The sequence below is a fragment of the Caballeronia sp. LZ028 genome (assembly GCF_031451415.1).
In the GTDB taxonomy this organism is placed as follows: domain Bacteria; phylum Pseudomonadota; class Gammaproteobacteria; order Burkholderiales; family Burkholderiaceae; genus Caballeronia; species Caballeronia zhejiangensis.
The window spans coordinates 489,451-502,265 of record NZ_JARUXN010000004.1; the positions used below are offsets into that span (position 1 = coordinate 489,451).

General features: G+C 63.5%; 15 protein-coding genes. 12 read left to right on the plus strand and 3 right to left on the minus strand.

Annotated features, from left to right (window positions below; translation table 11 throughout):
- The first annotated feature begins 47 nt into the window (after positions 1 to 47).
- From QCE58_RS24990 to QCE58_RS25005, 4 genes are all read left to right on the plus strand, one after another.
- Entirely contained in the window at positions 48 to 812 is a 765-nt protein-coding gene (locus tag QCE58_RS24990) for a CDP-diacylglycerol diphosphatase (RefSeq protein ID WP_239295030.1), read from the plus strand.
- 109 nt (positions 813 to 921) lie between these two features.
- Positions 922 to 1,197 (plus strand): BrnT family toxin, encoded by a 276-nt coding sequence (locus tag QCE58_RS24995; protein ID WP_250435610.1) that lies wholly within the window; start codon positions 922 to 924, stop codon positions 1,195 to 1,197.
- Complete coding sequence (locus QCE58_RS25000) at positions 1,181 to 1,360, plus strand: hypothetical protein (protein ID WP_008353711.1); 180 nt, start codon at positions 1,181 to 1,183, stop codon at positions 1,358 to 1,360. The genes QCE58_RS24995 and QCE58_RS25000 overlap by 17 nt, the downstream gene beginning before the upstream one ends.
- Before the next feature lie 30 nt (positions 1,361 to 1,390).
- Entirely contained in the window at positions 1,391 to 1,642 is a 252-nt protein-coding gene (locus tag QCE58_RS25005; RefSeq protein ID WP_250521584.1) for a hypothetical protein, read from the plus strand.
- Positions 1,643 to 1,790: 148 nt separating this feature from the next.
- Here QCE58_RS25005 and QCE58_RS25010 read toward each other — a convergent pair whose 3' ends face one another.
- Together QCE58_RS25010 and QCE58_RS25015 are read right to left on the minus strand one after the other, a co-directional pair.
- Positions 1,791 to 3,074, minus strand: a complete 1,284-nt coding sequence (locus QCE58_RS25010; RefSeq protein WP_409014153.1) for an aspartate carbamoyltransferase — start codon at positions 3,072 to 3,074, stop codon at positions 1,791 to 1,793.
- Between the two features lie 39 nt (positions 3,075 to 3,113).
- Complete coding sequence (locus tag QCE58_RS25015; RefSeq protein ID WP_008353705.1) at positions 3,114 to 3,533, minus strand: secondary thiamine-phosphate synthase enzyme YjbQ; 420 nt, start codon at positions 3,531 to 3,533, stop codon at positions 3,114 to 3,116.
- A gap of 124 nt (positions 3,534 to 3,657) precedes the next feature.
- Here QCE58_RS25015 and QCE58_RS25020 point away from each other — a divergent pair, with 124 nt between their 5' ends.
- The 3 genes from QCE58_RS25020 to QCE58_RS25030 all read left to right on the plus strand — a co-directional run bounded on the left by QCE58_RS25020 (position 3,658) and on the right by QCE58_RS25030 (position 6,397).
- Entirely contained in the window at positions 3,658 to 4,140 is a 483-nt protein-coding gene (locus tag QCE58_RS25020; protein WP_250460265.1) for a BON domain-containing protein, read from the plus strand.
- 76 nt (positions 4,141 to 4,216) lie between these two features.
- The gene (locus QCE58_RS25025) at positions 4,217 to 5,599 is read left to right on the plus strand and encodes an NfeD family protein (protein ID WP_409014154.1); all 1,383 of its coding nucleotides are present in this window, start codon (positions 4,217 to 4,219) and stop codon (positions 5,597 to 5,599) included.
- Positions 5,600 to 5,623: 24 nt separating this feature from the next.
- Positions 5,624 to 6,397, plus strand: a complete 774-nt coding sequence (locus QCE58_RS25030) for a slipin family protein (RefSeq protein WP_175979171.1) — start codon at positions 5,624 to 5,626, stop codon at positions 6,395 to 6,397.
- Here QCE58_RS25030 and QCE58_RS25035 read toward each other — a convergent pair.
- The gene (locus tag QCE58_RS25035) at positions 6,394 to 6,930 is read right to left on the minus strand and encodes a carboxymuconolactone decarboxylase family protein (RefSeq protein ID WP_008353697.1); all 537 of its coding nucleotides are present in this window, start codon (positions 6,928 to 6,930) and stop codon (positions 6,394 to 6,396) included. The two genes, QCE58_RS25030 and QCE58_RS25035, sit on opposite strands and share 4 nt — an antisense overlap.
- A 175-nt stretch (positions 6,931 to 7,105) precedes the next feature.
- Between QCE58_RS25035 and QCE58_RS25040 the strand changes: the two genes are divergently transcribed.
- The 5 genes from QCE58_RS25040 (at position 7,106) to QCE58_RS25060 (ending at position 12,815) form a co-directional block, all read left to right on the plus strand.
- On the plus strand, positions 7,106 to 8,044 hold the full coding sequence (locus QCE58_RS25040) for a LysR family transcriptional regulator (RefSeq protein ID WP_250521593.1): 939 nt from the start codon (positions 7,106 to 7,108) through the stop codon (positions 8,042 to 8,044).
- A 156-nt stretch (positions 8,045 to 8,200) separates the two neighbouring features.
- On the plus strand, positions 8,201 to 9,292 hold the full coding sequence (locus tag QCE58_RS25045) for an HlyD family secretion protein (protein WP_008353695.1): 1,092 nt from the start codon (positions 8,201 to 8,203) through the stop codon (positions 9,290 to 9,292).
- An 11-nt stretch (positions 9,293 to 9,303) separates the two neighbouring features.
- Positions 9,304 to 10,878, plus strand: a complete 1,575-nt coding sequence (locus QCE58_RS25050) for a DHA2 family efflux MFS transporter permease subunit (protein WP_175979173.1) — start codon at positions 9,304 to 9,306, stop codon at positions 10,876 to 10,878.
- Positions 10,879 to 10,905: 27 nt separating this feature from the next.
- Positions 10,906 to 12,369 (plus strand): efflux transporter outer membrane subunit, encoded by a 1,464-nt coding sequence (locus QCE58_RS25055; protein ID WP_175979174.1) that lies wholly within the window; start codon positions 10,906 to 10,908, stop codon positions 12,367 to 12,369.
- On the plus strand, positions 12,366 to 12,815 hold the full coding sequence (locus QCE58_RS25060) for a PaaI family thioesterase (RefSeq protein WP_008353692.1): 450 nt from the start codon (positions 12,366 to 12,368) through the stop codon (positions 12,813 to 12,815). Before QCE58_RS25055 ends, QCE58_RS25060 begins: the two co-directional genes overlap by 4 nt.

Sequence of the window (12,815 nt, forward strand, 5' to 3'; positions counted from 1 at the left end):
GCATAATCCGGCAGGCTATCGATTTTTTGCGCCGCCCGATCATGCCGATGAAAATCACAAAGAAGCTACGCCGCCTCGCCGCGCCAGGGTTGCTCTGTCTGCCGCTCGCGTGCGCGGCAAATCCCAACGCGCTGTGGGAAATCGTCCACGACTACTGCGAGCCCGCCGCCGAGGGCGCGCAGGTCCGGCAGAAATGCGCGGACGTGAATCTGGCGGGCGGCTATGCGGTGCTGAAGGATATCGTCGGCGTCGCGCAATATCTGCTGATTCCGACCGCGCGCGTGAGCGGCATCGAAAGTCCCGAACTGCTCGAGCCCCACGCGCCGAATTACTTTCGCGACGCATGGAATGCGCGCGGCTATGTCTTTCGCGCGTTGCGCCGGACGCTGCCGCGCGACGAAATTTCGCTCGCGATCAACTCGGCAAGCGGGCGCACGCAGAATCAATTGCACATTCATATCGACTGTCTCGCGTCGGATGTCGCCCAGACGCTGCGCGAACTGGGACCGGGCATCGGCACGGCGTGGAAGCCGCTGCCGGTGAGATTGCGCGGCCATGTGTACAGCGCGATGCGTATCGATGATGCTGATCTCGCGCATACGGATCCCTTCAAGCTCGTCGCGCCCTATGCCGCAAGCCGCGGCCAGACCATGGGCGAACAGACGCTGCTGCTCGTCGGCGCCGTGCGTGGCGATGGCGTGCATGCGTTCTTTCTTCTCAACGATCACGTTCAGCCAGGCAACTGGGCGTCATCCGAAGAGCTGCAGGATCATACGTGCTCGTTGGCCAATCGGTCTATAGAAAAGCCGTGAGGTTTTCAGAAGAATGAAGTGACGCAAATCGTTCGGAGTTCGGATGAATCGCAATCCGCAAATCAGAACTTTCGCGCCTTGTCACTTCTACTTCTGGGAACCACAATGAATGCACTTCGACATCACGTTTGACCCGTTGAAGGACGCGATCAATCGGCTTCAGCATGGTGTGTCGCTGGAGCTTGCGAGGGAGATTGCGTGGGACGATGTCGCGCCGAAGGTTGATGGTCGTCGCGACTATGGAGAGGTACGCGAAGTCGGTTTCGCGCCTATTCGAGGCCTCATGTTTTGCGTAGTGTTCACGCAGAGAAACGAAACGCGGCGCATCATCAGTTTGCGCCGCGCCAACAGAAGAGAGATAAATCGGTATGCAACAAACGTATAAAGGATTCATCCTTCCTACGCCCGAGGAAGAGGCGGCGATTCAGCGCGGCATCGAACTCGATCCGGACACGTGGAATCTGTCCTACGAAGAGTTTGAGCGACTGGAATCATCCGCCGCTTATCATCGTCGGCAGTCGATGTCTGGCGAGCTTCCGGCCGCATGACCCTCACCCCGCGTCGCGCGTGTTCATCCGATGCGCAAACACACGCGGCGCGATCCCTTCGACACGCGCTTCCGGCAAGACGCGCTTGAACGTTCGCAAGGTGAACGCAAGGTCTTCGCTAGCAGTATCGAATTCGAGCCGCAGTTCGCAGCCTTCACGCTGCGCCTGACTCACGTAGATGCCAAGCGGCGAATGAAACAACGCGCGTATGCGTTCCCGCGATGCTTCGCTATCCGCGAAATGCGCAAGCGCCAGAACCCGCACACGTTGACATGCACCTAACCCATCATCCTGCAATTTTCGACGGCTGACCGCCCACGCAAGCGACATATCCATGGCCGTTGCTCCATCACGTTTCCCTTGTGTAGAAGGATAGGGCGGCTCGCGTCAACGTCGCGCAAAGACATGTGCGCCGCGTGTAAAAAACGTATCAATCGAAGCCATGAAAGACCGCATCGTCCGGACCGATGGAAGCAGGCGACTTCCATGCCGCATCGCGCATCGAGTGACGCACCTGATGCTCGACGCCGAGCAGCACCGCGAAAATCGCCATGCGAACCGCAATGCCGTTGTCGGTCTGACGGAAGATCGCGAGGCGCGAGTCGTGATTCAGGTCGGTGGCGAGATCGTTCGCACCGGGGCGGCTGTCGCGCGGCAGCGGATGCATGATGAGCGTGTCGCGTCCGCATACATCGTCGACGAGCGCCTGGTTGATCTGGAAATCCGGCGTATAGCCTTCGATGGACTCATCGGCGAAACGCTCTTTCTGGATGCGCGTCGCGTAGACCACGTCGGCGCCCGCGAGTCCCGCGCGCAAGTCGCTCGTTTGTTCGATCACATGATCGCCGCGCGCGATGCGCTCGATGATATGCGCCGGCATCTCCAGCGAACCCGGCGACACGAGCGTAAATTTCAGTCCTTTGTAAAGCGAGAGCAGCTTGGCGAGCGAATGCACGGTGCGGCCGTACTTGAGATCGCCGACCATCGCGATATGCGCGCCATCGACGATCTTGCCGAGACGCGAAAACTCGCGCTGGATCGTATACAGATCGAGCAGCGCCTGACTCGGATGCTCGCCGGGGCCGTCGCCGGCATTGATGACGGGAATGTTCGTCGCGCGCGCGAATTCCGCGACGGAGCCTTGCTCCGGATGCCGCACGACAATCGCGTCGGCGTATCCGCTGATGACGCGGCTCGTGTCGTAGATCGACTCGCCTTTCGCCATCGACGAAAAGGTGAAGCCGGTCGTGTCGCACACGGAGCCGCCGAGGCGCGCGAACGCCGCGCCGAAACTCACGCGCGTGCGCGTGCTGGCCTCGAAGAACAGATTTGCAAGCACCGCGCCTTCGAGCACGCGCGTGATTTTTTTGCGCCGCGCGATGGGCTGCATCATGTCGGCCGTGCGGAACAGCGCTTCAGCCGAGTCGCGCGAAAACTGGTCGATCGAAAGCAATTGCGGCCGGCCTTCGAAGTCGATGGCCAAATGTGCGCTTTGCGTATATGGGCCACCTTCCGGCAAACCGCCGAGAATCTCGCCGACATAGCGCGCGGCGATCTCCGGCATCGCGCGCGACTCCGGCGATTCGTCCGGCAGCAACCATGTGTCCAACGCACGCCGCGACACGCCGATGCGCGATGCGAACGCGTCGCGCGTCATGTTCAGACGCCGCATCGCATCGCGAAGAATCGTCTGCTGCTGAAGTTCCTGAGTCACCGTCACCGCTCCCGAAATATACGCGGTGCGTATATTAGGTCACTCACCGATCAGATGCAAGACGAGTTCGCGCTGATGCTGCGCCGTCCGGTGCTCGAACACGTAGATGCCCTGCCAAGTGCCGAGCACCATCCGGCCGGCCTCGACGGGAATCGAAAGCTGCACCGTGGTCAGCGCGGTGCGCAGATGCGCGGGCATGTCGTCGGGGCCTTCGGTGTCGTGCACGTAGCGGCCGGGCGCTTCCGGCGCGACCGACTCGAAATAGCGTTCGAGATCCACGCGCACGTCGGGGTCGGCGTTCTCCTGAATCAGCAACGATGCCGACGTATGCCGGCAAAACAGCGTGAGCAAGCCAGTGCGGATGTCCTGAAGGTCGATCCAGTGATCGACGTCGCGGGTGACTTCGTGCAGGCCGCGCGAGCCTGTCGCGACCGTCAGATGGTGGAGTGCCTGTTTCATGTCGGTCTCGGTGCGAGGAATGGGCGGTGCGCCACATCGTGAGTTTACCGGCTTCCCGCGTGGCGTTCGATTCGACGCGATGAACTATGCTGTCTGGACGATGGCTCCACGAAAGGCGCGCACGATGACACGAAACGCGGCTTACGGAACGCTCGCGCTGGCGGCTGTGCTCGCCGCGGCCCCGTACGGGACACACGCCGAAGAAAGGCGCGAGAACCGCGGCAACGATCCGTTTCTGCACGTTTCGAGCGCCATCGCCGATTGCGCCGCTCCGCGCGGCCCGGTCGAAACGCATCAGGAATGGCTCGACGAAGCGCATTACCGCATCGAACGCGGCAATAGCTGCTGGATCGCGGGGCGCTGCCGGCTCGCCAACAGCTACGACTACGACAAGGAAATCGCCGAAAGCGTGACGCGGCGCCTGAATTCGCTCAACGCCTCGCTGCAGTGGCGCGAGAAAACGAGTTTGTGGCTCACGTTGCAGCGCCGCTTCATCTATCTCGACGGCTGCGTGTCGGGCGACTTCGACACGGCGCGCTTCGTGAAAGAGCTCGGCGAAACGGCCGATGTCGAAAAGGTCATCGACCGAACGACGCGCCGGCCGTGATCTCGCAATTGACCTAAGCTAAAAGAGAGACCAAACACGAGGAACCGCCGCGCATATGCGCGTCCGGCTTTCGCCGATGAAAACGAACTTCGCTGACTGGCTGCGCAGACGCGTGCGCCACGCGCTGCTGCTGATGGCGTTCGCCCTCGTGCCGATGAGCGCCGTAGCCGCCGTGGCGGCGCCCGTCGTCGTGATTCCGCTGAAGGGCGCGATCGGGCCGGCGAGCGCGGATTACGTCGTGCGCTCGCTCGCCCGCGCCGCAGACGAGCACGCGCAACTCGTCGTGCTCGAACTCGACACGCCCGGCGGCCTCGATCTCTCGATGCGCTCGATCATTCAGGCGATGCTCGCGTCGCCGGTGCCGGTGGCCGCGTTCATCGCGCCGAGCGGGGCGCGCGCTGCGAGCGCGGGCACGTACATCACGTACGCGAGCCATATCGCCGCGATGGCGCCCGGCACGAATCTGGGCGCGGCGTCGCCGGTGCAGCTTGGCATCGGCGGATCGGAGCGCGAGGGCAAGGCGGCGTCGAACGCAGACGCGCAATCGACCGAAACGCGCAAGCAGATGCAGGACGCCGCCGCCTACATCCGCGGCCTCGCGCAATTGCGCGGACGCAACGTGCAATGGGCCGAGCGCGCGGTGCGCGAGGCGGTCGCGTTATCGGCGACGGAAGCGCTGGAGCAGAAGGTCATCGACGTGACCGCCAACGACGTTCCCGACCTGCTCGCGAAACTCGACGGCCGTCATGTCAAAACCGCGAGCGGCGATCGCGTTCTCGCGACGAAACAGGCGCCGCTCGTCGTGCTGCAACCCGACTGGCGCAGCCGCTTTCTCGCGACGATCACCGACCCGAGCGTCGCGCTCATCCTGATGATGATCGGCATGTACGGCCTCTTCTTCGAGTTCGCGAATCCGGGCATGGTGCTGCCGGGCGTCGCGGGCGCGATCTGCCTGCTCGTCGGATTGTTCGCTTTGCAACTATTGCCGATCAGTTTCGTCGGACTCGGATTGATCGTGCTCGGCATGGGCTTTCTCGTCGCGGAAATGTTTCTGCCGACATTCGGCTCGCTCGGCATCGGCGGAATCATCGCGTTCGCGATCGGCGCGCTCATGCTGATCGATACCGACGTCCCCGGCTTCGGCATTCCGGTCGGGCTCGTTGCCGGGCTCGCGCTCTTCACGGCGCTCTTCGTGTTCACCGTGTCGGGCGTCGCGTTGAAAGCGCGCAAGCGGCCCGTCGTGAGCGGCGGCGAAGCGATGCTCGGCACCATCGGCGTGATGCTGGCGCACGAATCCGGCAGCGGTTGGGCGCGCGTGCAGGGCGAACGCTGGCGCGTGCAGGCGGACGCGCCGCGAGCGTTGCCGCAAGAAGGCGCGCGCGTGCGGGTGATGTCGCGCCACGGTCTCACGCTGACCGTCGAGCCGCTCGAAGGCGAACGCGAGGCGGGCCATTCCTGAACACATCGACAACGAGGCTTGAAAATGGGGCTTACCTTCGGTTTCAGCGGCATTGTCATTGCGTTCGTCATCTTCATCGTCGCGTCGGCGGTGCGTATTTTTCGCGAGTACGAGCGCGGCGTCGTGTTCATGCTCGGGCGCTTCTGGAAGGTGAAAGGGCCGGGGCTCGTGCTCATCATTCCGGTCGTGCAGCAGGTCGTGCGAATGGACTTGCGCACCGTCGTGTTCGACGTGCCGCCGCAGGACGTCATCACGCGCGACAACGTGTCGGTGAAGGTGAATGCGGTCGTGTACTTTCGCGTCGTCGATCCGGAGAAGGCGGTGATTCAGGTCGCGCGTTTTCTCGAAGCGACGAGCCAGCTCGCACAAACCACGTTGCGCGCGATTCTCGGCAAGCACGAGCTCGACGAGTTGCTGTCCGAGCGCGAGCGCCTCAATACCGACATCCAGCGCGTGCTCGATTCGCAGACGGACGCATGGGGCATCAAGGTATCGAACGTCGAGATCAAGGACGTCGACATCAACGAAACGATGATCCGCGCGATCGCCCGCCAGGCCGAAGCGGAGCGCGAGCGGCGCGCGAAGATCATCCATGCGGAAGGCGAGTTGCAGGCATCGGAGAAGCTGCTGCAAGCTGCGCAGATGCTCGCGCAGCAGCCGCAGGCGATGCAGTTGCGCTATCTGCAAACGCTCACGTCGATCGCCGGCGACAAGAACTCGACGATCGTCTTTCCGGTGCCGGTCGATCTCGTGAGTTCCGTCATCGACCGGCTGACCAAAGGCTCGACGCAAACTTAGACGAGAGCAGGGAAGTCGATCACCGTGTCGTTCACGCGGTTCACGAGGTTCGTGAAATTGATGACGCTCATCGCAAACAGCGTGTCGATGACTTGCGCTTCCGAATAGCCCGCTTCGCGCACTTCGGTAAGACGCGCCGCGTCGATCGTGCCGGTCGTGCCCGCGACATGCCGCACGAAGCGCACGAGCGCATCGCGCTTTGCATTGCCGGTCGCTTCGCCCGCGCGAATTTGCTGCGTTTCCTTCTGCGACAGCCCGACCATCTTGCCGACGAGCGTATGCGCGGCGGCACAGTAATCACAGCCCGCGAGTTCGCTGACGGCGAGCTTGATCGCTTCGACATCGGCCTTGTCGAGGCTGCTCTTCGCGAGAATCGCATCGCCGTTGAGCGCTGCGCCGAGCGCGGCCGGGCTATGCGTGCCGATGGTCGCGTAAGCGTTCGGCACCTTGCCCGCGGCCTTCTTGATGGCGGCGAAAAGATCGGCGGTGACGCCCGTTGCTTCGTTGACGTTGATTTGGGAAAGACGTGACATGGTGTGCTCCTTCGTTCGGTGGTTGGCCATGTGGATGGCATGGGTTGAACTTTAGGCGCGTGCGTCTTTCGCGTGAATGCTCGCGCGGCTCGTAAAACCGCGCGATCGTCTCATCGTGCGAATGCGGCGGCTTCGTGCCATGATCGGGGCTTCCGCACGCATCGCGAACGCGCACATGGACTATCTGACGAGCCTGAAGGTGTTTTGCACGGTGGTCGAAGCGAAGAGCTTCGCGCGTGCGGCCGACATACTCGGCTTGTCGCCGCCCGTCGTATCGCGTGCCATCGCCGGCCTCGAAGACCGCCTCGGCAGCCGGCTCTTCAATCGCACGACGCGGCAGATCTCGCTGACGGAAACCGCCGAGCGCTTCTTCGCCGACTGCTCGCGTCTGCTCGACGAATTGCAGGCGATGGAAGAGCGCGCGTCGAACCGCGCGAGCGAAGCGACCGGCCTGTTGCGGCTCGTCTCGCACACGACCGTGATGATGAGCCGCTACGCGCCGCTCGTCGCGAGCTTCAGGCGCGCGCATCCGCATGTGCGCCTCGACGTGACGCTGACGGAGCGACCCATCGATCTCGTCGGCGAAGGCTACGATCTCGCCATCGTGCTGCCTTTCATGCTATCGACCGATACCGCCGTCACGCGCCTGCTGGAAACCATTCCGCTCGTGCTCGTCGCGAGCCCCGCGTATCTCGCGCAACGTCCCGCGCCGCGCCATCCGTCCGAACTCGCCGATCATGTGTTCGTGCCGATGTCGCCGTCGATCCGCAAGCCGGCGCTCACGTTCCGCATCGGCGGCGAGGAACTGCGCGTGCCGCTCAGTCACGACATCACGTCGAACAGTGCGGTGTTCAATCGCGAGATGGCCTTGCAGGGCTTCGGCATCGGCGTGTTGCCGACGGCGCTCGTGGCCGAAGAGGTCGCGTCGGGGCGGCTCGTCACGCTGCTCGACGCCTACGAGCGCGTCGATTCCGCGATCGAAATCCGGATCGCGTACAGCACGCGCGCGCTGTTGCCGGCCAAGGTGCGCGCGTTCGTCGAGCATGCCGTGCGCTTCTGCGCCGACGAGAGCCTGCGTCCCGACGCGCCGGCAAACCGTCTTCGCGCCTTGTAGCACAAGGCTCGGCGCGATTCTTTCCGTCTGCGTCATTCATTCATGCGCGCCGTGACGGTTGACTTGGTGCATATGCACAACTAGTCTTCCGGGCTATGACGGGCAATGGATTCAGGCCTTCCTTCAAACTTAATTGTGCATATGCACTTATCGCAAATGACGACTCCTACGACGAATATTCCTTCGGTAGCGGCGCCGGCGCTCGCGCGGCCCGCGCGCAAGATTCCCTGGATGCTGCTCGCGCTTGGCCTGGTCGGGCTCGTGCTGATCGCGGCGGCCACGTACTGGGCGCTCGTGCTGCGCTTCATTCAGACGACCGACGATGCCTACGTCGGCGGCGATGTCACCGTGCTCGCGCCGAAGGTGAACGGTTTCGTCACCGACGTGCTCGTGCAGGACAATCAGCCCGTTAAGGCGGGGCAAGTGCTGATCCGCCTCGACGCCCGCGATTACGATGCGCGCCTCGCTCAAGCCGACGCCGAATTGTCGGGCGCGCGCGCGGCGGTGGTCGAGTTGCAGGCGAAGGACGCGCTGCAGGCGGCCGTCATCAACCAGCAGCAGGCGGAAGTGCGCGCGTCGTCGGCGGAACTCACGCGCACCGGGCAGGACCGTTCGCGCTATCGCGAACTCGTGAAGGACGATGCGGTGTCGAACCAGATCGTAGAGCGCGCGGACGCGGACTACACGAAGGCGCAGGCGGCGGTGGATCGCAGCGGCGCGTCGCTCGTCGCGGCCAAGCGTCAGTTGAGCGTGATCGAAGCGCAGATCGCCGATGCGCAGGCGCGCGTCGCGACAGCGGAAGCGGCACGTCGTGTCGCGGAGCTGAACGTCGAATACACGACGATCCGCTCGCCGGTCGATGGCTATGTCGGCAATCGCACGGCGCGCGTGGGCGTGCTCGCGAACGTGGGCACATCGCTGCTGACCATCGTTCCGTCGACGGGCCTTTGGGTCGATGCGAACTTCAAGGAAGATCAGTTGAAGAAGATGCGCGCGGGCGACGAAGCCGACGTCGAACTCGACGCATCGAGCGTGCCGCTCACCGGTCACGTCGAAAGTCTCGCGCCCGCGACCGGCGCGACCTTCAGCGTGCTGCCCGCCGAGAACGCGACGGGCAACTTCACGAAGATCGTGCAGCGGGTGCCGGTTCGCATCCGCCTCGATGTGCCGAAGGGCATGGAAACGGTGCTGCGTCCGGGCTTGTCGGCGACGGTGAAGGTGCATCTCGCGAAGCAGTCGAACGGCTGAGGAGCGCGGCGATGACACACACCATTCCTTCCGATCCCGCGAGCCAGCCGATACGGCAACGCGTGTTCGCCTTCGCGCTGATGTGCCTCGGCTTCTTCATGGCGACGCTCGATATCCAGATCGTCGCGTCGTCGCTCAAGGATATCGGCGGCGGATTGTCGGCGAGCCAGGACGAGCTGTCGTGGGTGCAGACGTCGTATCTGATCGCCGAAATTCTGGTCATTCCGATGTCGGGCTGGCTCTCGAAAGTGTTCTCCACGCGCTGGCTGTTCGTCGCATCGGCAATCGGCTTCACGCTCACGAGCATGTTGTGCGGCATGGCGTGGGACATCAATTCGATGATCCTCTTTCGCGGACTGCAAGGCGCGCTCGGCGCCGCGATGATCCCGACCGTCTTCACGACCGCCTTCGTGCTGTTCCCCGGCAAGCAGCGATTGATTGCATCTACAACTATCGGCGCGCTGGCGTCGCTCGCGCCCGCAGTCGGACCGGTGATCGGCGGATGGATCACCGATCAATGGTCGTGGCACTGGCTCTTCTATCTGAACGTGGTGCCGGGTCTCGTCGTCGCGTTGCTCGTGCCGAAGTACGTGCACGTCGACGAGCCCAATGTTTCGCTGCTGAAGAAGGGCGATTACATCGGCATCGTGCTGATGTCGGGCTTTCTCGGCTGTCTGGAATACGTGCTCGAAGAAGGGCCGCGCAAGAACTGGTTCGGCGACGACGTCATCATCGTCTGTGCGTGGATTTCGGGGATCTGCGGCTTCCTGTTCCTCGTGCATGCGTTCACGGCGAAGGATCCGATCGTCGATCTGCGTGCGCTCGCGGTGCGCAACTTCGCGATCGGCAGTCTGCTTTCGTTCGTGACGGGCATCGGCATCTTCGTGTCGGTGTTTCTGACGCCCGTGTTCCTCGCGCGCGTGCGTGGCTTCGATTCGCTGCATACGGGTCTCGCGCTGCTTTCCGTCGGCTGTTTTCAACTGCTTTCCATCGGCGTGTACGGGTTCGCGTCGCGCTTCATCGACATGCGCGTGCTGCTCGCATTCGGTCTGATCTGCTTCGGCGCGGGCTGTTACTTCTATACGCCGCTGACGCACGACTGGGGCTGGCAACAGTTCCTGCTGCCGCAGGCGCTGCGCGGCATCGGCCAGCAATTCGCGGTACCGCCCATCGTGACGATGGCGCTCGGTTCGCTTCCGCCATCGCGGCTCAAATCGGCGAGCGGGCTGTTCAATCTGATGCGCAATCTCGGCGGCGCAATCGGCATCGCGGTGAGCGCGACGATGCTCAACGATCGCCTCAATCTGCATTACCTGCATCTGAACGAGAGCGTGACGATTGGCCGGCCGGTCGTCGACGACATGATCGCGCGCAGTTCGGCGCATCTCGCTTCCGTCGCCGGCGATGCGTTGAACGCGTCGCAAGCGGGGCTGGCATCGCTGCACGCGCTCGTGATGCGCGAGGCGCTCGTGCTGACCTTCGCCGATTGCTTCTACGTGCTCGCGCTGTGTTTCCTCTTCGGCCTGATGACGGTGATGTTCGCCAAGCCGATCACGAGCGCGCCGCCTTCGTCCGACGCGCATTGAAACGGGCCTTATCTGGATGCTTCGATCATGAAGAAACTTCTTGTCGCAATACTTTCCGGCGTGACCGCGCTGACGCTCGCCGCGTGCGCGGTGCAGCCTGCCACGCACGCCGATCTTCCCGCGACGGTCAACGCGACCGCGCCCACGGACTGGAGCGTCGATGTGCCGAGACAGGCCGTCGATCCCGCTGCATGGTGGAATCAGTTCAACGATCCGGTGATGCATGAACTCGTCGCGTCGGTGCTGAACGATAACCTCGATGTTCAAGCCGCCGTCGAGCGCGTGAAGCAGGCGCAAGCGCTCACGACGCAACGCCGCGCGGCCTTGCTCCCGCAACTGGATGCGAGCGCGGGCGGCGCGTACACGCGGCAGAACACGCCGCCGCCGCTCGGCTATGTGAAGCAGGCGGGCTTCGGCCTCGCGCTGAGCTGGACGCCGGACGTGTTCGGCGGCGAGCGGCTGGAACTGCTGGCATCGCAGGCGCAGCTTGTCGGCCGCGAACACGCCGCGGATCAGATCAGGCTCGCGCTCGCCGCGGATACGGCCGCTGCGTATGTCGACCTTCGCTGGGCGCAGGCGGAATCGAAGATCCTGCAAGACAATCTGCAGATTCGCGAACGCGCGTTGAAACTCACGCAACGACGCCTGCAATACGGTCTGTCGACTCAACTCGATGTCGCGCGTGCGCAGAATCAGTTGAGCGACCTGCAATCGCGCATCCCGCGCACGCAATCGACGATCCAGCATCAGCTGAGTCTGATCGCGGTGTATTCGGGCCGCACGCCGGAATCCATCGACAGGCTGATGCTCGCGGATGCGGGCGACGCGCCCGTGATTCCCGTTCCCGCCAGCGGCGCGCCGCAGATGTTGCCGTCCGATGCCTTGTTGCGCCGCCCCGATGTGCTCGTCGCGTATGCGACCGTTCAGCAGCGCGCGGCGGAAGTGGGCGTCGCGCGTGCCGAGCGTTATCCGAAGTTCTCGCTGCGCTTGTCGGATGGCTTGCTCGCCTCATCGTATCTCGGCTTGCCGACGCTGACCGATAACCTCTTTTCCGCCGCGCTCAACGCGACGAGCCCGATCTTCAACGCCGGACGCATCACGGCGGAGATCGAGCAGAACGAGAGCCGGATGCGCGAGTCGGAACTGCATCTGCGTCAGACGATGCTCGAAGCGCTGAAGGATGTCGAGGATACGCGCAGCGATCTCGTCAGCACGACCGAATCGACCGCGCGTCTCACCGAAGCGCTCTCGGCATCCGGTCAATCGCTCACGCTGTCGACGCAGTTGTACAAGGGCGGCGCGGCCAGCTTTCTCGATGTGCTCGACGCGCAACAATCGTATCTGCGCGATGCCGATGCGCTGAATCAATCGAAGCGCGAACACGCGCTTGCCGCGGTGGCGCTTTATCGCTCGCTCGGCGGCGGTTGGAGCGCGACCGGCGACGACGATGCGATCAAGACCGCCAGCGATAAAACGGAGACGCCGAAATGAGTTTGATCGAAGAAACCGCCGCCGGCCTCGACGGTCTCGCGCAATTGCGCAGATTGATCGCAAGCGGGCGCAAGCCGGGCATTCTGGTATCGCTGGATTTCGATTTCATCGAAGTGGAAGCGGGCAGGGCAGTGTTCGCGGGCGTCCCCGGCGATCACGCGTATAACCCGATCGGCACCGTGCACGGCGGCTATGCGGCGACGCTGCTCGATTCCGCGTGCGGCTGCTCGGTGCATTCATGCCTGACCGCGACGCAGGCGTACACGACGCTCGAACTGAAGGTCGCGTATCACAAGGCGCTCACGCGCGACTCGGGCGTGTTGCGCGCGGAAGGACGCGTGCTGTCGATCGGACGGCGCGCCGCGTTCGCCGAAGCGACGCTCAAGGACGCGAGCGGCAGATTGTTCGCATCGGCGACATCTACGTTGCTTGTCATGGAGCGATAA

Bases quoted from the DNA above. Each gene is read 5' to 3' on its own strand.
- QCE58_RS25055 (WP_175979174.1), top strand. From the start codon at position 10,906: ATGAAGAAACTTCTTGTCGCAATACTTTCCGGCGTGACCGCGCTGACG.
- QCE58_RS25005 (WP_250521584.1), top strand. From the start codon at position 1,391: ATGCGCAAACACACGCGGCGCGATCCCTTCGACACGCGCTTCCGGCAA.
- QCE58_RS25045 (WP_008353695.1), top strand. From the start codon at position 8,201: ATGACGACTCCTACGACGAATATTCCTTCGGTAGCGGCGCCGGCGCTC.
- QCE58_RS25020 (WP_250460265.1), top strand. From the start codon at position 3,658: ATGACACGAAACGCGGCTTACGGAACGCTCGCGCTGGCGGCTGTGCTC.
- QCE58_RS25060 (WP_008353692.1), top strand. From the start codon at position 12,366: ATGAGTTTGATCGAAGAAACCGCCGCCGGCCTCGACGGTCTCGCGCAA.
- QCE58_RS25040 (WP_250521593.1), top strand. From the start codon at position 7,106: ATGGACTATCTGACGAGCCTGAAGGTGTTTTGCACGGTGGTCGAAGCG.
- QCE58_RS24990 (WP_239295030.1), top strand. From the start codon at position 48: ATGAAAATCACAAAGAAGCTACGCCGCCTCGCCGCGCCAGGGTTGCTC.
- QCE58_RS24995 (WP_250435610.1), top strand. From the start codon at position 922: ATGCACTTCGACATCACGTTTGACCCGTTGAAGGACGCGATCAATCGG.
- QCE58_RS25025 (WP_409014154.1), top strand. From the start codon at position 4,217: ATGAAAACGAACTTCGCTGACTGGCTGCGCAGACGCGTGCGCCACGCG.
- QCE58_RS25050 (WP_175979173.1), top strand. From the start codon at position 9,304: ATGACACACACCATTCCTTCCGATCCCGCGAGCCAGCCGATACGGCAA.
- QCE58_RS25000 (WP_008353711.1), top strand. From the start codon at position 1,181: ATGCAACAAACGTATAAAGGATTCATCCTTCCTACGCCCGAGGAAGAG.
- QCE58_RS25035 (WP_008353697.1), bottom strand. From the start codon at position 6,930: ATGTCACGTCTTTCCCAAATCAACGTCAACGAAGCAACGGGCGTCACC.
- QCE58_RS25015 (WP_008353705.1), bottom strand. From the start codon at position 3,533: ATGAAACAGGCACTCCACCATCTGACGGTCGCGACAGGCTCGCGCGGC.
- QCE58_RS25030 (WP_175979171.1), top strand. From the start codon at position 5,624: ATGGGGCTTACCTTCGGTTTCAGCGGCATTGTCATTGCGTTCGTCATC.